Source organism: Streptomyces sp. NPDC030840, assembly GCF_055572015.1.
Window position 1 is genome coordinate 63833 of sequence record NZ_JBVIEE010000035.1, and the last position, 24509, is coordinate 88341.

Annotated in this window: 20 protein-coding genes and 2 pseudogenes; 9 read left to right on the forward strand and 13 right to left on the reverse strand. The window is 69.9% G+C overall.

Translation table 11 applies throughout. From position 1 onward, the window contains the following. Positions 1 to 3 precede the first annotated feature (3 nt). A complete protein-coding gene (locus ACZ49J_RS42665; protein ID WP_467456587.1) occupies positions 4 to 1050 on the forward strand; it encodes a Gfo/Idh/MocA family protein in 1047 nt (348 codons plus the stop codon). Here the strand turns inward: ACZ49J_RS42665 and ACZ49J_RS42670 are convergent. Beyond that, positions 1037 to 2707 (reverse strand): alkaline phosphatase D family protein, encoded by a 1671-nt coding sequence (locus tag ACZ49J_RS42670; protein WP_467456589.1) that lies wholly within the window; start codon positions 2705 to 2707, stop codon positions 1037 to 1039. The two genes, ACZ49J_RS42665 and ACZ49J_RS42670, sit on opposite strands and share 14 nt — an antisense overlap. A gap of 133 nt (positions 2708 to 2840) precedes the next feature. On the opposite strand from ACZ49J_RS42670, the gene ACZ49J_RS42675 reads away from it, so the two are divergent. Then, positions 2841 to 3593, forward strand: coding sequence for an SDR family oxidoreductase (locus ACZ49J_RS42675; RefSeq protein WP_467456591.1), 753 nt, complete (start codon positions 2841 to 2843; stop codon positions 3591 to 3593). A gap of 389 nt (positions 3594 to 3982) precedes the next feature. On the opposite strand, the gene ACZ49J_RS42680 is transcribed toward ACZ49J_RS42675, so the two are convergent. The 3 genes and pseudogenes from ACZ49J_RS42680 to ACZ49J_RS42690 all read right to left on the reverse strand — a co-directional run bounded on the left by ACZ49J_RS42680 (position 3983) and on the right by ACZ49J_RS42690 (position 6859). Continuing rightward, positions 3983 to 5230, reverse strand: a complete 1248-nt coding sequence (locus ACZ49J_RS42680; protein WP_467456592.1) for a D-alanyl-D-alanine carboxypeptidase family protein — start codon at positions 5228 to 5230, stop codon at positions 3983 to 3985. A 245-nt stretch (positions 5231 to 5475) separates the two neighbouring features. Beyond that, positions 5476 to 6464: pseudogene (locus tag ACZ49J_RS42685) on the reverse strand (aldo/keto reductase). Between the two features lie 68 nt (positions 6465 to 6532). Next, positions 6533 to 6859 (reverse strand): nuclear transport factor 2 family protein, encoded by a 327-nt coding sequence (locus tag ACZ49J_RS42690; protein WP_467456594.1) that lies wholly within the window; start codon positions 6857 to 6859, stop codon positions 6533 to 6535. A gap of 259 nt (positions 6860 to 7118) precedes the next feature. Here ACZ49J_RS42690 and ACZ49J_RS42695 point away from each other — a divergent pair, with 259 nt between their 5' ends. The 4 genes from ACZ49J_RS42695 to ACZ49J_RS42710 all read left to right on the forward strand — a co-directional run bounded on the left by ACZ49J_RS42695 (position 7119) and on the right by ACZ49J_RS42710 (position 9514). Beyond that, complete coding sequence (locus tag ACZ49J_RS42695; protein WP_467456619.1) at positions 7119 to 7664, forward strand: DoxX family protein; 546 nt, start codon at positions 7119 to 7121, stop codon at positions 7662 to 7664. 66 nt (positions 7665 to 7730) lie between these two features. Further along, positions 7731 to 8102 carry a MazG-like family protein gene (locus ACZ49J_RS42700; protein ID WP_467456595.1) on the forward strand — a complete coding sequence of 124 codons (372 nt, stop codon included), beginning with the start codon at positions 7731 to 7733 and terminating at the stop codon, positions 8100 to 8102. 50 nt (positions 8103 to 8152) lie between these two features. After that, positions 8153 to 8677: a hypothetical protein gene (locus ACZ49J_RS42705; RefSeq protein ID WP_467456596.1), complete on the forward strand. Its 525-nt coding sequence runs from the start codon at positions 8153 to 8155 to the stop codon at positions 8675 to 8677. 21 nt (positions 8678 to 8698) lie between these two features. After that, a complete protein-coding gene (locus ACZ49J_RS42710) occupies positions 8699 to 9514 on the forward strand; it encodes an HAD-IIA family hydrolase (protein WP_467456597.1) in 816 nt (271 codons plus the stop codon). A gap of 81 nt (positions 9515 to 9595) precedes the next feature. Here the strand turns inward: ACZ49J_RS42710 and ACZ49J_RS42715 are convergent, their stop codons facing one another. Next, positions 9596 to 10903 carry a ScoMcrA-related endonuclease gene (locus ACZ49J_RS42715; protein WP_467456599.1) on the reverse strand — a complete coding sequence of 436 codons (1308 nt, stop codon included), beginning with the start codon at positions 10901 to 10903 and terminating at the stop codon, positions 9596 to 9598. Between the two features lie 190 nt (positions 10904 to 11093). Between ACZ49J_RS42715 and ACZ49J_RS42720 the strand changes: the two are divergent. Continuing rightward, positions 11094 to 11332 (forward strand): annotated as a pseudogene (locus tag ACZ49J_RS42720) (hypothetical protein); the annotation flags it as partial. 608 nt (positions 11333 to 11940) lie between these two features. On the opposite strand, the gene ACZ49J_RS42725 reads toward ACZ49J_RS42720, so the two are convergent. The 6 genes from ACZ49J_RS42725 to ACZ49J_RS42750 all read right to left on the reverse strand — a co-directional run bounded on the left by ACZ49J_RS42725 (position 11941) and on the right by ACZ49J_RS42750 (position 19627). Further along, positions 11941 to 13209, reverse strand: coding sequence for an ROK family transcriptional regulator (locus tag ACZ49J_RS42725; protein WP_467456601.1), 1269 nt, complete (start codon positions 13207 to 13209; stop codon positions 11941 to 11943). A 17-nt stretch (positions 13210 to 13226) separates the two neighbouring features. Then, positions 13227 to 15899, reverse strand: coding sequence for a beta-galactosidase (locus ACZ49J_RS42730; RefSeq protein ID WP_467456602.1), 2673 nt, complete (start codon positions 15897 to 15899; stop codon positions 13227 to 13229). Between the two features lie 17 nt (positions 15900 to 15916). Beyond that, positions 15917 to 16822 (reverse strand): carbohydrate ABC transporter permease, encoded by a 906-nt coding sequence (locus ACZ49J_RS42735; protein WP_467456603.1) that lies wholly within the window; start codon positions 16820 to 16822, stop codon positions 15917 to 15919. Then, positions 16822 to 17805: a carbohydrate ABC transporter permease gene (locus tag ACZ49J_RS42740; protein WP_467456604.1), complete on the reverse strand. Its 984-nt coding sequence runs from the start codon at positions 17803 to 17805 to the stop codon at positions 16822 to 16824. The genes ACZ49J_RS42735 and ACZ49J_RS42740 overlap by 1 nt, the downstream gene beginning before the upstream one ends. 6 nt (positions 17806 to 17811) lie before the next feature. Beyond that, positions 17812 to 19098, reverse strand: a complete 1287-nt coding sequence (locus tag ACZ49J_RS42745) for an ABC transporter substrate-binding protein (protein WP_467456606.1) — start codon at positions 19096 to 19098, stop codon at positions 17812 to 17814. Between the two features lie 340 nt (positions 19099 to 19438). Continuing rightward, a complete protein-coding gene (locus ACZ49J_RS42750) occupies positions 19439 to 19627 on the reverse strand; it encodes a DUF397 domain-containing protein (RefSeq protein WP_467456608.1) in 189 nt (62 codons plus the stop codon). Between the two features lie 62 nt (positions 19628 to 19689). Between ACZ49J_RS42750 and ACZ49J_RS42755 the strand changes: the two genes are divergently transcribed. Further along, complete coding sequence (locus ACZ49J_RS42755) at positions 19690 to 20142, forward strand: SRPBCC family protein (RefSeq protein WP_467456609.1); 453 nt, start codon at positions 19690 to 19692, stop codon at positions 20140 to 20142. Between the two features lie 774 nt (positions 20143 to 20916). Beyond that, positions 20917 to 22326, forward strand: coding sequence for a restriction system modified-DNA reader domain-containing protein (locus tag ACZ49J_RS42760; protein ID WP_467456611.1), 1410 nt, complete (start codon positions 20917 to 20919; stop codon positions 22324 to 22326). A gap of 202 nt (positions 22327 to 22528) precedes the next feature. On the opposite strand, the gene ACZ49J_RS42765 is transcribed toward ACZ49J_RS42760, so the two are convergent. Then, entirely contained in the window at positions 22529 to 23581 is a 1053-nt protein-coding gene (locus ACZ49J_RS42765; RefSeq protein ID WP_467456612.1) for a beta family protein, read from the reverse strand. 363 nt (positions 23582 to 23944) lie between these two features. After that, the coding region (locus tag ACZ49J_RS42770; RefSeq protein WP_467456613.1) for an RICIN domain-containing protein at positions 23945 to 24509 on the reverse strand (565 nt) is incomplete at its 5' end.

Here is a 24509-nt window from a genome sequence, read left to right on the forward strand (position 1 = left end):
GACATGGCTGGCCGGCCGGTGCGATGGGGAATCCTGGCGACCGGAGGGATCGCCGCGGCGTTCACGGCCGACCTGGTGGACCTGCCGGACGCCGAGGTGGTGGCGGTGGCCTCGCGGAGCTCCGAGTCGGCGAGGGCGTTCGCCGAACGGTTCGGGATAGCGCGGGCGTACGGCGAGTGGGGCGCCCTCGCGGAGGACGAGGACGTGGACGTCGTGTACGTCGCCACGCCGCACTCCGCGCACCGGGCCGCCGCCGGGATGTGCCTGGAGGCCGGGCGGAACGTGCTGTGCGAGAAGGCGTTCACGCTGAACGCGCGGGAGGCCGGGGAGCTGGTCGCGCTGGCGAAGGAGCGCGGCACCTTCTTGATGGAGGCCATGTGGATGTACTGCCATCCGCTCGTCCGGCGCCTGGCCGGCATGGTGCGCGACGGGGCGATCGGTGAGGTCCGTACCGTGCAGGCCGACTTCGGTCTCGCGGGACCGTTCCCCCCGTCGCACCGGCTGCGCGATCCGGCGCAGGGCGGGGGCGCGCTGCTGGACCTCGGCGTCTATCCGGTCTCCTTCGCCCAGTTGCTGCTGGGGGAGCCCTCGGACGTGACGGCGCGAGCGGTGCTCTCCGACGAGGGCGTCGATCTGCAGACGGGTGCGCTGCTCTCGTGGGAGAGCGGTGCTCTCGCCGCGGTGCACTGCTCCATCACCGGCGGCACGTCCACGTCCGCGTCGGTCACCGGTTCCCAGGGCCGTATCGACGTCCCGAGCGGCTTCTTCTTCCCCGACCACTTCGTCCTGCACCGCGACGGACGGGACCCGGAGACCTTCCGCGCGGACCCCTCCGACGGCCCCCGCAACAGTTTCAAGCACGAGGCCCGCGAGGTCATGCGGGCCCTGCGCGCCGGCGAGACCGAGTCGCCCCTGGTCCCCCTGGAGGGCACCCTCGCCGTGATGCGGACGCTCGACGCGATACGGGACCGCGTCGGCGTCCGCTACCCGGGCGAGAGCGACGGGCACAGTGGCCGGGAGGAGAGCGAGCCGGTCGTCACGCCGGCTTGAGGCCCGGCTTCCCCGCCTCCGTCACGAAGGACGCGGCCGTGGTGAGCGCCGCCCCCGGGGTGGTCACCGCGGTCAGGGTCTTGAAGTCGGCCCGTGCGGCGCCCTCGTCCAGGGCCACGGTCACGTAGCCGCGCCGCCCGTTGTAGAACTTCATGTGCGGGTTGGCCGTCATGTACGTGTCCCAGTTGGCGGGCCGGTCCGAGCCGTTGCCGCCGCTGCTGATGGACGTGGCGACGATCTCCGTGCCGACCGTCCGGGAGGAGCGGTCGTCGAAGTCCCGCTTGATGTCGAAGGCGTAGCCGACGTGCACGTCACCGGTCAGGACCATCAGGTTCTCCACGCCGGCCGCCTCGGCACCCGCCAGCAGCCGCTCGCGCGAGCCCGGGTAGCCGTCCCAGGAGTCCATCGAGACGGTGTAGTTGTCACCGGTGGTGCTGCGGCGCTGGGAGAAGGTGACCTGCTGCGGGACGACGTTCCACACGGCCCGGGACTTCCCCCATCCGTCCAGCAGCCAGCGCTCCTGCGTGGCGCCGGTCATGGTGCGCGAGGGGTCCTCGGACTCCGGGGTACGGGGCCGCCAGCCGTCACCGTTTGCCTGGTCGTCGCGGTACTGGCGGGTGTCGAGGATGTCGAACTGCGCGAGGCGGCCCCACCGCAGGCGGCGGTAGAGCTTCATGTCGGGGCCGTCGGGGCGCTGCGGGCGGCGCAGCGGCTGGTTCTCCCAGTACGCGCGGTACGCGGCGGCGCGGCGCAGCAGGAACTCCTCGGGCGGGTTGCCGTTCTCGTCGACGTCGCCGGCGTAGTTGTTCTCGGTCTCGTGGTCGTCCCACGTGACGACGAAGGGGTGCGCGGCGTGGGCGGCCCGGAGGTCTGGGTCGGTCTTGTAGAGGGAGTACCGCAGGCGGTAGTCCTCCAGGGTGACCGTCTCCCGGTTGAAGACGGCGGGCAGCGTGCGGTCGGTGTACCTGCGGTTTCCGCCGACGGAGTTCACGGCGTACTCGTACAGGTAGTCACCGAGGTGGAAGACGACGTCGACGTCCTCGGCCGCCAGGTGCCGGTACGCGGTGTAGTAGCCGTCGTGGTACGCCTGGCAGGAGACGGCCGCGAACGTCAGCGGGGTGGTGAGGCCGTAGTGGCCGGGCGCGGTGCGGGTGCGGCCCGTCTCGCTGATCCAGTCGCCGACGCGGAAGCGGTAGTAGTACACGCGTCCCGGCTCCAGGAACCCGATCTCGACGTGCACGGAGTGCTGGAACTCGGGGTGGGCCGTGGCGGCGCCGCGTCTGACGACGCGTCGGAAGTTGTCGTCGTGGGCCAGCTCCCAGCGCACGGTGACCCGTTCGGCGGGCAGTCCGCCGCCGGGCTCGTACGGCGACGGGGCGAGCCGTGTCCACAGGAGCACGGAGTCGGAGAGCGGGTCGCCGGAGGCCACGCCGAGCGTGAACGGGTTCTCGGTGATCTGTGCCGCGTCGAGTTCGGCGGCGCTCGCCACCCCGGCGGTGGGCAGGTTGGTGGCGAAGGCGAGCGCGGCGGCGGCGCCGGTGACGGTGAGGAACCGGCGGCGTCCCAGGTGACGTGCGGCGGCACGGAGTTCGTGGTCGTGCCGCGCGGCGTCGGGCTGCGAGGGGCTGTGCGGTGGCTGATGGGCTGCGGGTGTCATCTGGCCCTCCCCTGACGGTAGTTGTACGAGGCATTGGAGTGGCCAGGGTCGACGCAGACCTGTCACGTACACAACAGTCAGATGTCGGACAGATGAGTTCCGCATGGCGGACCCTCGCTTACGCTGCGATTTCATGAAGATTACGCAAACGAAGATCGCGATCGTGACAGGAGCGGGTTCCGGCATCGGTCGTGCCGTGGCGGAGGAACTCCTGCGAACGGGCTGGTCGGTGGTGCTCGCGGGCCGCCGCGAGGAGAAGCTGGCCGGGACAGCGACCGGTCACGCCCAGGCGCTCGTCGTCCCCACCGACGTCTCACGGCCCGAGGACGTGGAAGCCCTCTTCGCCGCCGCGCACGACCGGTTCGGCCGGCTGGACCTGCTCTTCAACAACGCGGGGACGTTCGGGCCGGGCGGCGTGCCCGTCGAGGAGCTGGACTACGCCGCCTGGCGGCACGTGGTGGACACCAACCTCAACGGCGCTTTCCTGTGCGCCCAGGCGGCGTACCGCCGGATGAAGGAGCAGGACCCGCAGGGCGGCCGGATCATCAACAACGGCTCGATCTCGGCGCACGCGCCCCGCCCGCACTCGGTGGCGTACACGGCGACGAAGCACGCGCTGACCGGCCTCACCAAGTCGCTGTCCCTGGACGGCCGGCCGTACCGCATCGCCGTCGGCCAGATCGACATCGGCAACGCGGCGACCGAGATGACCGAGCGGATGCGGCGGGGGGTGCTCCAGGCCAACGGGCAGCTCGCACCCGAGCCCGTGATGGACGTGGCCGACGTGGCGCGCACGGTACGGCACATGGCGGAGCTGCCGCTGGAGGCGAACGTGCAGTTCGCGACGGTGCTGGCGACGACGATGCCGTATGTGGGCCGGGGGTAGCGCTCCGCCTGGGGCCGGGGGCAGCGCTCCACTTGGGGCCGGGGGATGCGTGTGCGGGCAGGGCGCCGCGTCCTCGGCGGCACCCACCCGAAGCGCCACCGGAAGGCGCCGCTTCCGGATCTGCACAAGTGGAATGTTAAATTCCGCACCGTTTGGACACGTGGCGGGATTATGCTCAGCACACCTCCACCAAAGCTTCACACTTGGAGCACGAGACTTCCGCAGTCCACGCCCGAGGGGGGTTGGCGGCAGTCGTTCCATGGTCCGGACCGGGGGCGGACCTCGCGTGGGACCGCGAGGAAATTCCGGGCCGTGGAACGACTGCCCCACAGAAGGAGGCACCCGGCCGCTGTCTCCACTGCTTCCACCGCTTCCACCGCTTCCGCTGTTCAGCGCCGGTGCCGGCCGCTCGCCCGGACCGTTTCCCCGCGCCCGCGGTGGCGGTTGCGCAGCGCATACACCCCCGCCGCCAGCAGGGCGGCCGTTCCCGCGGCGCCCTCCGCCAGCCTCCACGGCGAGGGAGCGGCGGCGCCGGGCGCTCCGGCCGTTGCCGTACTGCCCGCCTTCCGCGCGGGCGCGTCCGTGGACGCCCCCGTGGTCCCGCCCTCACTGACCGGCCTGACCAGCGTGCCCACGGGCTCGGCGCGTCCGGCCACCCGGAATCCCCAGTCGAGCAGCGCGGCCGTCTCCTCGTACACACCGTTCCCGGCGGGCTTCGGATGCAGGACGGTGACGAGCAGGGTGCGGCCGCCGCGGGTGGCGGCGCCGGTGAAGGTGTTGCCCGCGTGGGTGGTGTAGCCGTTCTTGACGCCGATCAGGCCGTCGTACGTGGGCATCCCCCACGCGCCCGTCAGCAGGCGGTCGGTGTTCTGGATCTGGAAGGTCCTGCCGCCGCCGGCCGGGAAGTCGGCCGTCTTCGTGGAGCAGTACGCGCGGAAGTCGGCGTTCCGCAGCCCCTGACGGGCGAAGAGCGTCAGGTCGTACGCCGAGGAGAGCTGCCCCTCGTGGTCGAAGCCGTCAGGGCTGATCACGTGCGTGTCCAGGGCCTGGAGATCCTTGGCCTTCGCCTGCATCTCGGCGACCGTCCGGGCGACGCCGCCGTTCATGTGGCTGAGCACGTGCACCGCGTCGTTGCCCGACCGGAGGAACACCCCCTGCCACAGCTGTTCGACGGTGTACGTGATGCCGGCCTGGATGCCGACGAGGCTGGAGCCCGCCGGGATGTCGGCGAGGTCAGCCGCGGTCACCGTGTGCTTCGCGGTGCGCGGGAACTTGGCCAGCACGGTGTCCGCGAAGAGCATCTTCAGCGTGGAGGCGGGCGCCAGGCGCCGGTGCGCGCGGTAGGAGGCGAGCACCTCGCCACTGTGCTGGTCGGCCACCAGCCAGGCGCGCGCCGTGACGGCGGGCGGCCGGGAGGCACCGCGCACCTGGACGCCGTCGCGGGCGAGCCGTTCGCCACCGATGACGGGGCCGGCGGTGGCCGAGGTGGCGGAGGCGGCGGTGGCCGAGGCGGGTCCGGCCGCCGCCACGGGCAGGGCGGCGGCAAGGCCGAGACCGAGACCGAGGGCGGCACGACGGGACACCTGGGCGGAACGCGGGCCGGCGGTACTCGGGGGATGCGAAGAGGATGCGCGCATTCCGGGAACCGTACAAGGCAATCTGCGGACACCGACAAAGGCAGGGCAAAGGGGCGGTCATGGCTGGGGCGCAGAAAAGGCAAAGGGGGCGCGAAGCAGCACGGGGGTGGCCACATGGGTTCGAGAGGCACCCTCGACGAGATCGTGGCCCTGCTCGATGGGCTGGGGAGGGAGCAGGGCCTGACCTTCGTGCTGGTGCCGGCGCCGGTGCCGGTGCCGGTGCTCGTACTGGTGCCGGAGGCCGCTCAGCGTCCGAGTATCCGGTCGACCTCGGCCATCTGCCCGGCGGTCAGCGGCCCCTTCGCGAGGGCGCCCGCGTTCTCCTCGGCCTGGGCGACCGAGCGGAAGCCGGGGATCGGGACGGTGCGCGGGCTGCGGGCCCACAGCCAGGCGAGGGCGCCCTGGGCGAGCGTACGGCCCTCGCTGGTGAGGACGTCCCGCAGCGACTCGACGCGCCCCAGCCAGTCCGCGTCCGCGCCGGAGCCCTCCGTGAACCCCGGCAGCCAGGCGGGCGGCGCGCTGCGGATGTCCCCGGCCTCCAGCGGCTTACCCGCCCTGTGCTTGCCCGTCAGCAGGCCCATGGCGAGCGGGCTGCGGTTGACACTGGCGAGGTTCAGCTTCTCGCAGAGCGCGACGATCCCGGGCGCGTCCTGCATCAGGTTCATCGCGTGCAGTGCGGGCCCTCGGCGAACACGGCGGCCCGCTCGGCGTCGTCGGTGCTCCAGGCGTACGCCCGGATGAGCCCTTCCCGTACGAACTCCTCGCAGAGGTCGCGCAGTTCGGCCGCACGGTCAGGGTCGCCGTCGTTCATGTGGAACTGGTAGAGGTCGATGTGGTCGGTGCCGAGCCTCCGCAGGGACGCGGTCAGCGCGCGGCGCGCGTGGGCCGGGGAGTCGTCCTGCCCGTCGGCGGTCCGGGTGCGCTCGTCGAAGAGGTTGCCCCACTTGGTGGCGATGACGACCTCGTCCCGCCGCCCGCCCAGGGCACGGCCGAGCAGCCGCTCGCTGTGCCCCGTGCCGTACACGTCGGCCGTGTCGAAGAAGGTGACGCCGAGGTCGAGGGCGCGCCGGATCGCCCGTACGGACTCCTCGTCGTCGACCTTGCCCCAGCCCAGGGGCTGCCCGTCGGGGCGCTGCCACTCCCCGCCGATGGCCCAGCAGCCGAAACCGAGTGCGCTGACCTGGATGCCGCTGCGTCCCAGGGTGCGTGTCGCGTTGTGCTCGATGGTCTCCATGCCCGAGGACGGTAGGAGTTGGAGTGCGCGCGAGGGCAAGGGCCTTTTGTCGAATGGTCGTCGCCTGGTCAGGCCTGGCCCGTCTCGAAGCGGGTGATCCTGCCGTCGTCGTCCACGGTGAAGTGCCACCTCGTGCGCATCTCGCCCCAGGTGTCGTTGCGGTAGCGGGCGATGAGGGCACGGCCGCCACGGGACTCGTTGTCGACGTCGATGTGGCCGTGGGAGGAGAAGATCTCCTCCTCCGTCCACTCGTCGAGGTCGCGGTCGGAGCCGTCGTCGGACATGGTCGCGTCCGGGGCGAGGATCGCCTGGAAGGCCTCACGGTCATGCGCGTTCACGGCGCTGACGAAGGCACGGACCGTGGGGTCCTTGAGCCTGGCCACCTGAATCGTCATGCTCGCCAGCCTCACACCGGGGCGGGGGGCCCGCCACCGGGGCCCGCCACCTGGGTGGGCGGGACGGGTCGCGGTACGGGTGGGGGGGTCCTGGGCGTCGTACGGACCGGTGCTGGGACGTGCGGGGCACCCGATCGGCCCGCGGGGGGCGGTGGGGGAGGTGTCATCGGTGCGACGGTGGAAACGCGGGAGGGGATTGCTGTCCGTTTGTCCGTTTGTCCGCTCTGCCCCAGGAGCCGTTGTGAAGAAAACCAAGAGGATGACCGCGTTCAACCGACACGATCTGGGACTGCTGCTGCTCCGCGTGGGCACGGGCGGGGTGCTGGCCGCGCACGGCACCCAGAAGCTCTTCGGCTGGTTCGGCGGGCACGGCATCGAGGGCACGGGCGCCTTCATGGAGTCCGTCGGGTACGAGCCGGGCAAGGCGAGCGCGAGGGCCTCGGGGCTCGCGGAGACGGGCGGCGGCACGCTGCTCGCGCTGGGCCTCGCCACGCCCGCGGCGGGTGCGGCCGCCGCGGGCGCCATGGCGGGCGCCGCCGCGGTGCACACGCCGAACGGCTTCTTCAACCAGGAGGGCGGCTACGAGTACGCGGCCACGCTGGGCCTGGCCGCCGCCGGGCTGGCGATCACGGGACCGGGCCGGCTGTCCCTGGACCACGCGTTCCGCCACGTCTTCGACCGCGGCTGGATGGTGCCGACGGCGCTCGCAGTGACGGGCGCGGCCACGGCGCTGGTGGTCGGGGCGCGGGCCAAGCGGGTGCGGAAGGCGAAGGAGGGCGAGCAGGAGCCGCTGTTCGAGGAGTGAGAGGAGCGAGAGGCAGTCGGGGTGGAGCGTCTGTGCGCCGTACAGGGCACGTGACAGGCTCCACCCATGAGTGACCACCTCGAAACCGACGACACCCCGGAGCCGCCGGAACCCCCGGAACCCGGCCTCTGGGAAACCATCACCCTCCTCCACACCTGGCTGGACCAGAACCGCCGGCACGATGGTCAGGCGGGCCTGCTCCTACGGATGTTGAAGCTCTCGGAGGAGGTCGGCGAGGTCGCCCAGGCGGTCATCGGCGCCACGGGCCAGAACCCGCGCAAGGGGACCAGCCACACCTGGGACGACGTCCAGGCGGAGCTGTGCGACGTGATCATCACGGCTCTGGTGGCCCTGCGCGGCCTCACCCCCGAGGCCCGGGAGGTCTTCACGGCCCACCTGGCGGCCGTCAGGGAACGTTCGCTGGGTTCCCGGCCCTAGGCAACTTACTGAGAGCGACCAGGACTTGGCGTCGTACGATGATGACCGCCATGTCCGACAACGCGCTCTGGATAGCCTCCCTCACCGCCGGCACCGCCGTGCTGGCCAGCTGGGTCACGAGCTGGGGAACCACGCGCGCGGCCCGCATACAGGCCGACACGGTGACGACGGCCCAGCGGGACGAGCGGCGGCGGGAGGCGCGGCGCACGGCGTACGCGGACCTCCTGGAGCACGCACAGCGCCTCGGCGACCTGTACAGGAAGGTGTCCGACCTGCGGGCCGACGGCGTGACCGAGGCGGCCCTGGCCCGCCTGGTGGAGCTGCGCGAGCGCCAGCGGGACGAGTACAGCAGGCTCCGTCACTGCGTGTGGATCGTGTCCCTGGAGGGCCCTCAAACGGTGGCGGACGCGGCCGACGCACTGCGCCACGCGACGACACCGCCGTACCGAGCGCTGGAGGCCATGATCGAGGGCGACCCGGAGGCGCCCACCCGCTTCGATGCCTCCCGCGACCCGTTCTGGCAGTCCGTGGTCGCGTTCGGGGTGGCGGCGCGGGAGGTACTCCAGCGGACGTAGACGAGCGGTTATCGTCCGCGTATGGCGCCTATGGACACGGAGTCGGCACGTTCGACGCATGTGGTACTGATCGACATCGACGGCGTCCTCACGGTCTCGTGGAAGCCGCTGCCGGGCGCGGTGGAGGCACTACGACACGTGCGTTCCTCAGGCCTGGACATCGCCCTGCTCACCAACACCACATCCCGCACCCGCGCGTCCATCGCCGACACGCTGGCCGAGGCGGGCTTCCCGGTGACGGCGGAGGACATCCTCACGGCACCGGCGGCGACGGCGGCGTACCTGGCCGACCACTACCCGGACGCGAGCTGCTCCCTCCTCAACAGCGGCGACATCGCCGAAGACCTCACGGACGTGAACCTCATCGACCCCGACGACACGAACACCGTCCCGGACGTGGTCGTGGTGGGCGGCGCGGGCCCGGAGTTCGACTACACGAGCCTCAACCGCGCCTTCGACCACCTCCAGCGGGGCGCTCACCTCGTCGCCATGCACCGCAACCTGTACTGGCGCACGGACGAGGGCCTGCAACTGGACACGGGAGCCTTCCTGCTGGGCCTGGAGGAGGCCGCCCACACCCAGGCGGAGATCACGGGCAAACCCGCACCCGCCTTCTTCGCATCAGCCCTGTCCCATCTCGGCTGCGAGCCCGGCCAGGCGCTGATGGTCGGCGACGACATCGAGTCCGACGTACTGGCGGCCCAGCGCGCGGGCATCACCGGCGTCCTCGTCAGAACGGGCAAGTACCTGCCGGAGACCCACCGATCGGCGAGCGCGGAACCGGACCACATCCTGGACTCGTTCGCGGACGTGCCGGGGTTGCTGGAATCCGCCTGACGCGGAATGTGGCGGCGCCCGGGGCGTATCCAGCTCCCGGGCCCCGGGCATGCCGGCCCCTCCCCCGCTTGGGGCGTGGTGTCAATGGCTCCCGAATCCGACCAGGTCCCGAATGAAACGCCGCCGGGGCTCGGGAGCCGGAAGACGCTGGAACGTCCCCTCAGCGGTCCGATGAATGCTGTCGATGCCGTAGTGGTGCAGAAGACCGACCGCATTCGACGCCAAGGGCGCCGGAAAGAGGGCAGAAAGCCGATCGACCGGCGCGGGAGCGTAGCGCGCGTAGTCGAGCAGCTGCGCGAGCGCGGCACGGACGTGGGAGCGCTCGACTCGGCTCTTGGCCTCGATCAGTTCGCGACCGTGGGGGCCGTCAAGAAACAGGTCACAGATTCCGGCCGCTGTGGCAAAACGATTGGCCCGCACCCCGGTGAGTGTGTCGCAGAAGGCGGTCACCAACTCTGCCTCAGCCCGGTTGAACAGGAGCTGGCGCGCGGACTGTTCAACTGTGACAGTGCGAGTGTGCTGCTGCTCCACTTGCATCATGCGCACATCGCCGGACGAGGGCATCGCACCGGCCCTCTCGAGTGCGGTAAGTGTGGTGATGAGCAGCCCGTTGATGCCCCCTGCCGCTTGCTCACCCGATAGCACGAGTTGTCCGGGATACGCGAAGTTGGGCTTGTAACCGAGGAGGGCATTCAGCGCTGCGTAGGGAAGTTCGGTCGTCTCGAACTGGCGCAGGCTGTATACGGTGTGCCAGCTCTCGGCTCCCTCTCCGGGGGGCCACAGCGCGTCTGCGAACTTACGGTTACGGAAGATTACTCCGACCTCGCCGACCGCCCGGACGTGATTCTTGCCCGTGAAGAGAACGACGTCCCCGGTGGCGACGCCCGCCATCTTGTTGTCGTGTCGTGGTGTGGCACCCCAGAACCGGCAGTGCCCTTCCGGGTGCAGGGCCAGGAGCTGTCGATGCTGACTCCCGGTCAGGTAGCGGCTGTACCGGTCGTCGGCGAACGGCACCGTCTGATCGAGCGTGTCTTTCCAGTGGCGCCGCGACTCCGCCCTGCCGTAGGACGGTGAAACCAGCAGGCGGGGCGCCAGGACAGTCGGAGTTGCGGTCTTGGGCCGGTGCACTTCGAAGCCGAGCTCCAGAAGTACACGAATCGCGGTCGCGCGCTCGGCTGTGAGCGTGTCCGGAGAGAGGAGATGGCCGAGCGCATGCCGATGGGCGGCAGCGACGATCGCGTCGAGTTCGTACCGCCGTCCCTCGTGAACGAGCAATGAGCTGCGTGAGAGCTCGACACCATAGCGAAGGAGGAACGATTCCTCACCGAGATCGTCGTGCTCCTCTATCGCCTTGAGTACGCTCTCGCGCGTGACATCAGCAAGCCCCATTATTCGATCATATGATCACTAGAGTTCAGGTGCAGGCCCCGCCCAGAACAATTGCTGAGTAACGCAAGCCAGTTGGAGACTGGCCCACGGCAGCGGAGCGCCGCCCGGGCAGTCGACGGAGGAGCGGGTGCATCACTGCCTCCGCTCCGGCGCCGGGCTACCCCTCCTGGCCGCCGGTATGGCCAACGGTATGGCCACCAAGAAGTACACCGTGATGCTCCCCGAAGAGCCGGCCGAGGCCATCCGTGCCGAGGTGTGCCCCGGTGGGTTCAGCCGCTACGTCACGCAGGCCATAGAGCGGCGGCGGAGCAGGAGCGGCTGGGGGAACTCGTTGACTGGCTGGAGACCGAGTACGGCCCCGTCACCGAGGACGAGCTGGCTGCCGCCGAGGCCGAGCGCCGGGAGATCGAGCGCGCCCACGCAGAGCGAGCCCGTGCGGAGCGCGTCACCGAGCGGCCGGAGCCCGGGACAGTCGGAATCCCCGCAGCGTGGGGCGGCGGTGTGAAGAACGAGTCCGTAGGTCTGCTCGACCGCGAGGGACTGTCCCAGACAGAGCGCGGAGCATCTGCCATGAAGGGACGCCTCAAGGCGGCCCAGCTGGCCGGCATTCGCGTCATGACCACCTCCATGACCCTGATCGAGGTGTGCGACATCAGGACGTACATCCCGGCATGGCAATGGGCGCTCTCCCGTATCCATGTCGAGCCGGTAACCGAGGAGATCGCCAATGAGGCGATCGGTCTTCTGAAGGAGGCCGGTCTCCACGGGCACAAGTACGCCATCGATGCGGCCCTCGCCGCCGTTGCCCTGCGCCTGCCGGGGCCAATCACCGTCTTCATCTCCAACGAGGACGACATGCGCAAGCTCTGCGGCGACCGTGTAGTGGTCATGAGCCTGTGAGCCGTTGGACGCGCGAGAGCTAATCGCCCCAGGGGTCCGGCCCGGCACGCGGGCAGGCCATCAGACCGGCGTGGCTTCCCGAGCCACTCCCTCCGCGGCGCCAGTTCCTCTGGAACCTCCTACAGCGCCTGCCCTGGCTACCGCCCAAGCCCCACCGGACCGACCCCCCTCCCCCGATCCGCCCAGGGCCCCGTCCCCGCCGGGCTCCCCAACCCCAGCCGGTTGAGGAACTGCTGCAGGGTGAAGGCCGCCATGCCGAGGGCCACCGCGTTGCCGGGCACCCGGGACGGCTCGACGGTGAGGTCCGGTAGGGAGCCGGGCAGGACGTGGGCGGGGAGTTCGTCGCGTACGGCGGGCAGGAGGTGGGCGGCCAGGGCCTCGGAGGCCCAGCCGGTGAGGGTGACGGTGGGGACGTTGAGCATGTTGACCAGGTCGCCGAGGGCCGCGGCCAGGTAGTGCGCGGTGCGGTGGGCGAGGTCCTTCAGGGCCGGGTCGCCCTCGGCGAGGCCTTGGGCCACCGCCTCGACGAAGTCACGTTGCCGTGGCCGGCGCAGTGTGGGGTGTTCCGGGTCGATCCCGGCGAGCGTCGTCCGCAGGCCGGGGGCGCCGAGGTACGCCTCGACGCAGCCGCGCCGGCCGCAACGGCACGGTCGGCCGTCCAGCTCCAGGAGCGTGTGGCCCCATTCACCGGCGTTGTTGGCGGTGCCGCGGACCAGCGCGCCGTCGATGGCGATGCCGGCGCCCACGCCGGTGCCGAGGTTGACGACGGCCATCGTGTCGGCCACGCGCCCGGCGCCGAACCACATCTCCGACAGGACCACGGCCTTGAGCGGATTGTCGACGTACACGGGGACCATGAGGCTGTGCGCCAGCATCTTCTCGATGTGCACGTCGCGCCAGTCCCAGTTCGGCGCGAAGACCGAGACGCCGGCTTCGGGGTGGACATGGCCCGGCATGCTGACACCCACGCCGATGATGTGCTCCTGCTCGGCTCCCCCGGCCGCGACGGCCGACTCGATCGCGCGGACGATCCCGTCGACGACGTAGGCCGGGTCGTTCTCGTGCTCGTCCAGCGCGACCTCGCCCTGGCCGAGCGCGCCGAGCGCGAGGTCGTACACCGTGGCGTCGACGTAGGTCTCGGCGACGTCGACGCCGACGATCCGGCCCCGGCCGGGGTCGATGGTGAGCCGCTCCTGCGGCCGTCCCCCGGTGTTGTTCTCCACGGTGGCGATGCGCAGGACGCCTTCCGACAGGAACTCGGTGACCAGTGTGGCCACCGTCGCCGGACTGAGTCCGGTGTGCCGGGCGAGTTCCTGGCGGGTCGACGGCCCGAGTTCGAACAAAGCGTGCAGAACCTCGAAACGGTTCTCGCTGCGAAGATCCCGGGCCGTGCGCCGCGCCACCATGCTCCCCAACTGCTCCCTCAGCCGTCCGCAGAGTCGAGCCGCAGTGTACGGAGCTCCGGATCGCCCGGCCCGGCGGCGCCCCGTACCAGCAGGGTCAGCCCGGACCAACCCGCCGGCGCCCACAGTGTGTTCGAGTCTCCGCCGGAGAAGGTCGGCCGGTCATTACCGTCACCGACCCAGATCCGGCCCACGCACTCCCCGGCCTGTCCGGCCTCCCGGACGGCCCATCCGGTCACGCGGATCTGCGTCCCGTCCAGGCGTACCAGGAAGCCGTCACCGGACGGCGGCAGGTCGACGTCCAGCCACGCCTCCTCCCCCGGTTCCAGGGTCAGCGGCAGCTGGATGTCCTGCCCCTGTGCGGGACCGGTGGCGGCGAAACCGGTCAGCAGGTCGTCGTCCTGTACCGAACACGACCAGTCCGTCACCGGTTCGAGGCCCAGCAACTCGGCGTGGAGCCCTCCGCCGCTGGGGTGGTGCGGCAACGTGACCGAGATCTGGTGGGTTCCGGCGGGCAGCAGGACCCAGGGGTCCTCTGCCGTGACGGTGCGCGGCGAACCGTCGTCCACGCTCACCCGCACCGGCTCGACCACGCCCCGCAGGTGCAGCGCCGAGGCGGTGCCCGATGTGTCCGACCGGACGTCTCGGGTGTAGGTGACGGGGAGGCCGACGCGGGTGCTGCTCCAGCCGCCGAGTACGCGCGTGGGCGCCGGCAGGCCCGCCCACTGGCCGTGCACCGACCACAGCGCCGACACGTCCGTCACGTCCCGGACCGTCCACAGCGTGCCCAGTCCACGCAGCGCGCCGAGGCGGAGGGCCGGCAGGCGCGCGTCGTCGAAGTTCGGGTGCCCCCAGATCTCCACGACGGCCTCGACGGCGACAGGGCCGGTCGCCTCACGCACGTCGATCCGCTGTGCCGCGCCGAATCCGGCGATCGTCGGGCGCGCCCTCCCGTCGATCGACAGGTCGACGATGTCCGCCGCGCCGACGAGCAGGAGTTCGTCGACGCCCGTCAGATCGGCGGTGGTCCGGTAGGTTCCGCGCCCCCGGTACACGCCGAGCGACTCCAGCGTCGGCGGCAGTTCGTGGCTTCCGGCCGGCTGCTCCGGAGCGCCGGCCGGTCGCCGCCGCGCGGCCCGTACGGTGGTGGGCGGTGTGATGCTCCGCGAGGAAGGCGCGTCGGTCAGGTGCACTGTGCCGTCGGCGTCCGTGGCTCGCAGCCGCGCGGCGTCCGCCGGTGTCAGCGCGACAAGTGTCAGGTCGCCGAGGATCGTTCGCTCGGGGGCGCCTGCCATCGGCGCCGGGATCTCGACCCGGGTCCCCCCTGCGACGACGGTGACCGGTACCTCGGAGGAGAACGTCAGCACGCCGTCCGACGCCGCCACCAGGTCCGCCGACGCCAGGGTGAGCGTCCCGTCGTACCCCCACGACCGCAGCGGTACGTCCACCAGCATCAGCGGGCACGAGTCCGGGGCGACGGCGACCGGTACTCCGTTCACGACCGCCGTGCCTGGTGCCGCACCCGCCGTTCCGAGATGCGGTACGGCGATGAGCCGCCCGCCCCCGTCCAGGTCCAGCGCCGACGGCGACGAGCTGGTCGGGAAGTCGGCGGTCACCCCCGGCAGATCCGGCCCTGCGGACGTGGCGAGCGCCAGTCGCGGTCCCAACGTGTCGATCACGCGTGCCAGCACCTGGGCCTGGACGTACTCGGGCCGTTCGGCACCGGTGGACGAGACGTAGCCGCCGAAGTCGTAGCCGTGGCTCATGAAGTTGGCCGGGTCGCCCCAGTTTCCCGTGGACGGCGTGTACCCGAAGTTCCAACCGGACGACTGCAGATAGGGCGCGATCAGCGAGGCGCCGCTCGCCAGGAGCCGCCGCAGGGTGCGGTGACGCCGGTTCGTCTCGGTGATCAGCAGGGGCAGGCCGCGGTCCGCCAGGAGCTCGGCGTAGCGCCGTACCTCCGGCTCGATGTCCGGGGAGTCGTCGTCCGGGTAGAAGTTGCAGGCCGGTACGACGCCGGGGACGTTCCCGGTGGCTCCTTCGATGTCACCCTGTCCGGAGCAGGCGATGAGCGGCACGGTGATGCCGTGGCGGATCGCCTGGTCGCGCAGGGCGGTCAGGTATCCCGCGCGGTCCTCGCAGTCGAAGAAGTCCAGCTCGTTCTCCAGCTGCACCATGATGACGGGTCCGCCCGCCGGGTACTGGCGCTCGGCGAGCAGCGGCAGCACCTGGTCGAACCAGGCCGTCACCTGGGCGAGGAAGCGCGGCTCGTTCTGACGGACCCTCAACTCCGGGTCCAGGCCGAGCCAGGCGGGCAGCGCGCCGCCGTCCCACTCGGAGCAGATGTACGGGCCGGGACGGGCGATGACGTACAGCCCGGTCTCCCGCGCCAGGTCCAGGAAGGCGGCGACGTCGCGCCGGCCCTCGAAGGACCAGCGGCCGGGCGCCGTCTCGTGGAAGTTCCACGGCAGGTAGACGTCCACGCAGGTGTACCCCGAGGCCCGTACCTGTTCGAGCCGGGCACGCCACTGCTCCCCCGGAAGGCGGAAGTAGAACAGTGACGCGCACAGCACGACGCGCGGACCGCCCTCGATCCGGATGCCCCGGGCGTCGAGCTCGATGGCGCTGCTCTCGACGGCACTGGTCTCGATCACGCTGCTCCCGATGGCGCCGTTCTCGACTCCGCTGTTCACCACTGTCGTCGGACGACTCACTTGACCCCCGCGCTTCCGCCGCTGATGTCCATTTCGTACAGGTACTTCTGACCCAGGTAGTAGACGAGGATCATCGGCAGGGCGAGCAGGATCGAGCCGACCATCACCAGGTTCCAGGGCGGCGCCTGCCCCGCCTGCGAGGTGGCGGTGATGTACTGCACGCCCAGGGCGAGCGGCATCTTCGACTCGTCGTTGAGGTAGATCAGGGGACCCATGAAGTCGCCCCAGGTGTGGGTGAGCGTGAAGATGCCGATGGCGATCAGGACGGGCCTGAGCATCGGGAACATGATCCGCCGGTAGATGCCGAAGAAGCCCAGGCCGTCCATCATGGCCGCCTCGTCGAGCTCGCTGGGCAGCCGGGAGACGAACTGCCGTACCAGGAAGACGTTGAAGGCGTTGGAGAAGAAGTTCGGCACGATCAGCGGCAGGAAGGTGTTCACCCAGCCCAGGTCCCGGAAGAGGATGAACTGGGGGATCATCGTGATCTGCGTCGGGATCATCATCGTCGCGATGACGACGAGGAACATCGTGTTCTTGCCCGGCGCCCGCAGCCGGGCGAAGGCGTAGCCGACGAGACCGCTGGAGAGGACCTGCCCCACCACCGAGAACAGCGAGATGAGCACCGAGTTGAGCAGGAAGGTGCCCACCGGCAGCTCGGTGCCGAACACCCGGGAGAAGTTGTCCCAGTGGAACTCTCGCGGGATGATCGTGAACGCGCCGTTGTTCACGGTCGCGTCGCTGGACAGGGCGATCGAGCCGACGAACACCAGCGGGGTGGTCAGGACCGCCGTGACGATCAGCAGGGTGCCGTACGTGAAGGGGGTCGCGCGGAACGCCCGTACGGCAGGGGCTTGTCGGTCCTCACGCGCGGGCTTGCGCACAGAGGTCGCCAGGGTCGCCATCACTTCACCTCGGTCTCGTAGAACACCCAGCGCCGGGTGGTGCGGAAGGCGATCACCGTGAACACCAGGATCACCAGGAACAGCAGCCAGGAGATCGCCGAGGCGTAGCCCATGTGGTAGTAGCTGAACGCCTGGTCGAACAGGAGCGGCACCATGGTCTGGGCCGCCTCGTAGCCCGCGGGGTTCTTGCCCTTGGGGATGAGGATGTAGACCTGGGAGAAGATCTGGAACGCGTTGATCAGACCCATGATCAGGTTGAAGAAGATGATGGGCGTCAGATGCGGCAGCGTGATGCTCCAGAACTGCCGCGTCGCGCTCGCGCCGTCGACCTCGGCCGCCTCGTACAGCTCACGCGGGATGCCCTTCATGGCGGCGAGCAGCAGCACGGTCGCGGCGCCCGCGCCCCACGCCGACATCAGGATCAGGGCGGGCTTGACCCAGGGGCCGTCGAGCAGCCAGTTGGGGCCGGAGACGCCGAACAGGCCGAGGAAGTCGTTGATCGGGCCGTTCGGCGCGAGCACCATACGGAAGATCATCGCTGTGGCGACCAGCGGGATCAGCGTCGGCAGGTAGATCAGGGTGCGGAACAGCTTGCGGGCCCTGACCTGCTTGTTGAGCAGGTTCGCCAGCCACAGCCCGAGCACCAGGCCCAGCGGGACCGAGACCGCCGCGTAGTAGAAGGTGTTCCACAGGGCCTTCCAGAACACCGGGTCGTCGGTGAGGGCCGTGACGTAGTTCTGGAAGCCGACCCACTTCGGCGAGTTGAAGGAGTCCCAGTCGGTCAGCGAGTAGTAGATCGACGCGATCATCGGCCCGAGCAGGAAGACCAGGAAGCCGATCACCCACGGCGAGATGAACAGGTAGAAGGAGAGCGCCTCACGGCGCCGCCGCTTGGAGAGCTTCGGTTTCCTCTTCTTCGCTGACGCGGGTTTCCTCGCGGCAGCCGGGGAGGCTTCGGGGGTGGGGGCCGTCGTGGTCGCCATCGCCGGTCATCCCGCGGGCTTGATGAGGGACTCGAGGTCCTTCTGTACCGCGGTCAGCGCCTTCTTCGCGCTGCGCTCCTTGCCGAGCCAGAAGTCGGCGAGGCCGTTCGAGATCGTGTCGATCATCTCTTGCCACTCGGGGATGAATGGCGCCCGGAAGACGAACTCGCTCGACTCCGCGAACACTCCCATGTCGACGTCCGTCTTCATCCACGACGGCTTGAGGAACGCCTGGCTCTTCTGCACCTCCAGGTTGGCCGGCACGTCCTGGCCGGAGGCGATGATCTGCTTCTGCGCCTCGATGTCGGTGAGGAAGTCGATGGCCTTGAAGGCGTTGTCGCGCTGCTTGGAGGTGCGGGAGATCGCGAGGCCGCTGCCGAACGCCGACACGGCCTGCTTCTTGCCGCGCCACATCGGTGCGATGTCCCAGGCGAACGTCGCCTTCGTCAGGCCGGACATGACCCAGAAGCCGTTGGCGTGGGTGGCGACCTTCTGGTTGGGGAAGGCCTGGTCGCCGCCGATGTCGGGGCCCATGTCGGCGTAGTCCGCCTTGCTCGGCACCACCTTGTGCTTGAAGACCAGGTCGCCCGCCCACTGGAGCGCTTCGACCACCGCGTCGCTGTCGACCGCGGGCCGGCCGTTCTCGTCGATGATGGTGCCGCCGTTCTGGTAGGCGAGGCTCCACCACTGCGGAAACCACTCGGCACCGCTGTATCCCCACACCTTGCCGGGGACCGTCAGCTCCTTGAACGCGTCGAGGGCGTCGTCCCAGGTCCAGTCCGCGGTCGGGGCCTTGATGCCCTTCTTGTCGAACATGTCCTTGTTGTAGAAGACGGTGACCGCGCCGGAGCGGTCCGGTATCGCGTAGAGCTTGTCCTGGTACGTGTACAGGGAGCCGACCGGACCGAACCGCTGCTCGGGGTCGAGCTTCGCCGTCTTGGCGAGGTCGTCGAGGGGCAGCAGCTGGTTCTTGCTGGAGTACGTGTTGACGCTCTCGGCGACCTGCATGATGTCCGGCCCGTTGCCGCCGGCGATCATCGTCTGCACCTTCTGCGGGTACGAGTCGCCCGGGATCAGCTGGAGCTTGACCTTGAGGTCCGGGAACTTCTTGACCAGCAGGTCGATGCGGGCCTGGTACGTCTTGCGGTCGGGGTCGCCGCCCCACACCGTCATCACCAGCGGAGCGTCACTCGAACCGCTGCCGGAGCCGCACGCCGTGAGCGTGATGACGCCCGCCGCGACTCCCAGACCAAGAAAACCCCGACGGGAAAACTGCGCTCTGTCAAGCGTCATGGCATGCCTTTCCACGAAGTGTGCACACACCCAGGAGGTCGCCCGACGATCACTCGACGATCAGGGGCGGGCTTCGAATGGCGGTTAAATTAACCCTCGTTTTAAGCCAGCGACAAGACCTTGTTTCGCATGAGTTTCAGAGGACGCGGCTGCTACGCGCGCAGAGGGGCACAAGGGGTTGCATGGCGTGTGAAAGGGCCCCAAGTCGGCGGTAAGGGCAGGTCAGGGAGCGGGTGACAGAACAGGAGATCGGCGCCTGGTCCACTGCGCGGCGCGGATGAACCGGTCACGGCTGTGCCCTGCTGCTCCCCTTGGAGCAGCAGGGCACGACAACAACAACTCAGGGTGTCTGGCGGGCGAACCTGACGAGCCCGGTCCACACGTCCGAGCCAACGGCCGATCCGGGGCGAGACGTGCCCTTGGAGTCCCGCACGTGGACCGCCCGCGAACAGGCGGCCACCTCAATGCACTCCCCAGCAGAAGTCGATGGCCTGGCGCCGCATGGCACCCCACCGATGAGTTTCCGCACGCGCGGCCGTCTACAGGTACGACATTCGGCACACCGGCCAATGGCGAGACAGGAGACGAGACATGAGCACCGAGCAGACCACCACGGCAGGCGGCTTCACCTACACCCTGACCCGAACGCTGGACGCCCCCGCGGTGAAGGTGTGGCAGGCGTGGACGACGGCCGAGCAGTACGCCCAGTGGGCGGGCGCCGCCGCCGGCTCCGTCGAGATGGACGTCAGGCCGGGCGGAGCGTGGAAGGCGACCATGGTCACCCCCGACGGGGGACAGTTCCCGCTGACCGGGTCCTACGTCGAGGTCGCCGAGAACCGTCGTCTGGTCGTCGGCATGGACGTGCCCGGCAAGCCCGAGCCCGCGGTCATGACGATGGAACTCGACGAGCAGGACGACCATCACACGCGAATCGTGCTCCGCCAGGCCTGCGACACCGCCGAGGAACGCGACATGGCCGAGCAGGGCAGCACCATGCTCCTCAACAGCCTGAGCGCGTTCCTGTTCCCGAAGACGGGGGACTGAACGATCTCCGAAGTCACCAGCGGGCCGTGCGTCACGGGGCAGGCCGGGGCCGGGGCCCGATCCTCCCCCGGCCGACCGGCTGCGCCGTGGGCCGCCCGTCACTCCACGAATTCCCGCTGGAACGAGTAGTGGAGCGTCGTGTCGTGACGGCGCATCTCCCAACCTGGGTGAGCGAGCGACCACGCGGGCAAGCGGTGTCCCGATGTGACCAGGGTGAGGCACATCGAAGACCTGAGCGTCGGTCGTGACGAACCCGGCCCGGGTGACCAGACGTTCCCGCACGGCCCACGGTCCCGCCCCAGTGCGTCACCGCTCGGCCAAGGGGACATGGCAGCGTGTCCAGTGGACGGTCCAGTCGCCGTCGAGCGTGTAGCCGGCCTCACGCGCTTGTTCCGTCGCCCGATCCAGGAGGCCCCGGAGCTCTTCGAGACTGCAGGTGTGCGGAGACTCGCTGCCGCAATGTCCGACTGCCGGGTGGCGCTGGCAAGGACTGTGATCGACTTTCTTGACCGGAGCGTGGGTGTGGCGAGGTAGCGCGGGTGCGCACGAGGGTGCGACCTGTAGCAGATCGGCTACTGTACGGCGCGTGGAGGGGGCAACTTCCAGACGTCCATGAGGAGAAGGCCATCCGCATCGCGCACGTCGGCCGACATCTCTGAGGACGAAGCTTCCCGCTCCGCCCTGCCCACGCGGTCCACCGACGACCACGACAGCCCCACCGAGCGTCCTCACCGTCGCCTCGGCCACCACCAGCGGAGCAAAGGCACAGCTGCCATGACCGACACCTCAGCCGCACCGGCCGAAAGACAGTCACGCGCCCGTTATCTGCTCGAAGGACGGCGGGTGACTGTCGCCGACCTGCTCAGGAACGGGCTGCTCAAGGAAGGTGAGCGGCTGACGTTCACACGGCCCAGGGTCGGCGAGACGCATCAGGCGACCGTCACCTCCAGGGGCTGGATACGTCTGGACGACGGAGAGGAGTTCCGCTCGCCGTCCAAGGCCGCCACCGTCGCCGTGGGATACGGGACGTTCGACGGGTGGGAGGCATGGCAGACGGACGACAACAGGTTCCTGACAGCGCTGCGTCAGCAACTGCTGGACCAAGCCGCCGAGGACGCCGATCCCGAGGAGCCGGGCGAGGAGCAGCGGTCGACATCCGTGCTGCCCAGCAAACGCCACGCCCTGTTGAAGGACGCTCGTGAGCTGGCCGAGGCGGGACAACCGCGCTCCCTCACCGTGCAGGACCTGCTGGCGTGGTGGGGTGCGACGGGACGCGGGCTCGTCAACGAGCAGATCGAAGCGGAGCTGGCCAACCACAGCCTGACCACGTCACCCGGATTCGACAAGGTGCCGCTCAACACCAGCATCCAGCTGCTCACCACGGCCGGCACCGAAGTCTCGGGCTCCGGTACGCCCGCTCCCGGCGTCTCCGGCGATACAGCGGATGGTGAGAAGGAACCGCAGGAGGCCGGACTGACCGTCGGCACCCTGCCTTCCGCCCTCGGCGACAACCTGGTCAGCGTCAAGTCCACCGCTACCTTCGAACAGGCCATCACCTTGATGGTCCTTCACGACTTCTCGCAGCTCCCCGTCATGGACAACCCACACAGGCCTCCGGGGGCGGTCTCGTGGAAATCCATCGCCCGTGCCCGTCATGCCAACCCCGACGCGTCACTGGCCCAGGCGGTCTTCACCCCGCGTGAGGTGCGCTACGACCACGACCTGATCGATGTCATCCCCGCGCTCCAGGAGTCGGACTTCGTCCTCGTCCGCAATCAGCACGACCGCATCGCCGGCATCGTCACCGCCGCAGACGTCGCTCAGGCCTACGGCGAGATGGCAAGTCACTTCTTCCTGATCGGAGAACTGGACCGGCGGTTGCGCCAGATCATCGCCGGAACCTTCACCCTGCCCGAGGTCACCGGCCTGTGTGACCCCAAGGGCACACGCCTCACCTCGTTCGACGACATGACCATCGGCGACTACAAGCGCGTGCTGGAGAACCCGGAGCGGTGGGCACAACTCGGCTGGCCCCTGGACCGGAAGATCTTCATCGAGCGTCTGGACGACATCCGGAAGATCCGCAACAACGTGATGCACTTCAACAGCAATGACGCTCTGCCCCCGGCGGACGTGGAGAAGATCCGCAACCTCAACAAGCTGCTGCGGGAGTACGGGGAGTAGCCCCACGGGTGGCCCTGACGTGTCCCGCGCCCTCGGTCCGAGGGCGCGGGACACGTCAGCGAACGCCACGCCGGGCCGCGCCGGGGAAGAAGGTGTGGGCGGAGGTGGACTGCGGGTCGGCGGCTCAGCCCGGTCACGCCCTCTGACCCGCCCACCACACCGCGCGGTGGCTCAGCACCCCCTCCGAACCGAGGCGTCGCGGTCAGGCCGGGGAACTCTCGCCCAGGCAGCGCAGCACGTACGTCATGTGCTGGACGTTCCCCACCCGGTTCCACGTGGAGTGGTTGCCGGTGGTGACGGTTCCCTGGGCGCAGTCGCGCAGCCAGCCCTCCCCGGCGCCCGCCGACGGGCCACGGAAGTCGGTCAGGCCGGTGAAGTACCGGGCGGCGGCCCGGTTGACCTCGTCGCGGTGCTCTCCTCGCTGGAGGACCTTGAGCAGGTGGTAGGAGCGGGCGGTGGTGTAGCGCAGGACGCCCCACGGCGGGCCGCCGTCACCTGAGTGGGTCTGAGCGACGTACGAGGCGGGGAGGATTCCGTAGTCTCCGTGGCTCAGCAACGGGAGGTACGAGCGCCGGCTGTGGTGGATCTCGTGCCAGGTGTCCCAGTCCGGGCGCGGGGCTTCGTAGGGCGTACCCTCCTGGAAGCCGTCCGGGGGCTCGGGGAAACCGCCGGACGCGACGACCACCGTGCGCCAGGGGGCGAGCGGAACCAGGGAGTCGAGGGAGCGCAGGGCCTCCTTGGCCGCGTCCGGCCGCGCGGCCAGTACGGCGCCGAGGTCGAGGAGCAGGTCGACGGAGACGGTGGGGTCCGCGCGGTCGAGCAGCGCGCGGACGCGAGCGGTGGTCCGGTCGTCCCACTCGCCGGGGACGCGGACGCGGACGCCCAGACCACCTCCGCTCTGCTGGGCGGCTTCGAGCCCGAGGGACTGCTGGGTGGCGGGCCGGTCGGGCCCGGTCACGGGGCGCAGGTTCCGCTGGGCCCACCAGTCGGGCGGCAGGGTGTTGGCCAGGACGGCGGCTTCGGTCTCGTCGAGGAAAGGTGCGTCCAGCCATGCCGACCGGTGCTTGTGCGCGGAGGCGATGCGGCCGGTGTCCTTGCGGAGTTCGGCGGCCAACGGATCCGGCAGCATGCCCGAGCGGGGCGGCAGGGTCCACAGCGGCGCCACCCTGGCCTGCACGGGCGGTGGCAGGGCACGGTAAGCGGCCACGGCGTGCAGCCGGGTCGGCAGAACGGGAACGTACAGCGGTCCGGACATGGCGGCCCCCTCGGCACGGTCCGTGTCGTCACCCTGCCCTCAGGGTGAATTGGGGAGCCGCGTCCGGAAAGAGCGCCAATCCGCCACGATGGCGCGTATACGTGCCGGATTTCCTGGTTCCCCTTTTCGGCCGGTCCGATTCGGCCGGTCCGATTCGGCCGGTCCGATGACGCATCGAGGGCGCTGCACGGATAGTTGACGCGAAATGCATCGGCTCGGTCCTTCGAACGGACAGGCGTGAAGACAGCGAGGCAGGCCGCGCGGCAGCGCAGGCCCAGACGCAGACGCAGACACATGGGAGGTGCGCGACACGCGTGGTGCGGGAAGACGTCGCCTGCGCCGTCGGCCGATGTGCGGCGTCCCTTACACGCGGGTCCACTTCTGGTTGGCCTGGCCGTTGCAGGTCCACAGGGTCAGCCGGGTCCCGCCCGCGGTGCCGGCCCCGTCGAGGTCGAGGCACAGCCCGGCGTGGACATTGCGGATCGACCCGTCGGAACCGATGGTCCACTTCTGGTTGTTCTGGCCGTTGCAGGGCCAGGTGATGACCCGGGTGCCGTTGGTGGTGCCCTGGTTGTAGGCGTCCAGGCACTTGTCGCCGAAGACGCGGATCTCGCCGCCGGCCCATGTGGTCCACAGCTGGCTGGCGGCGGTGTGGCAGTCCCGGATCAGTACCGTGGACCCGGCCGCGGTGGAGCCGTTGTCCACGTCCAGGCAGCGGCCGGACCCGGTACCGCGCAAACGTGCGGTCGTCGAGGCCAGCGGGCTGCCACCGCTCACCCGGAACACGGCCACGCCGTGCGCGGGGACGCTCGCGGAGATCTGGCCGGAGGTGCTCGACGTGCCGCCGGTCCACAGGTCGGTGAGGGTGAACGGGCCGCCGGTCAGGCCGACTTGTGCGGCCGTGGTGGTGACCGTCGCGGTGCCGGCT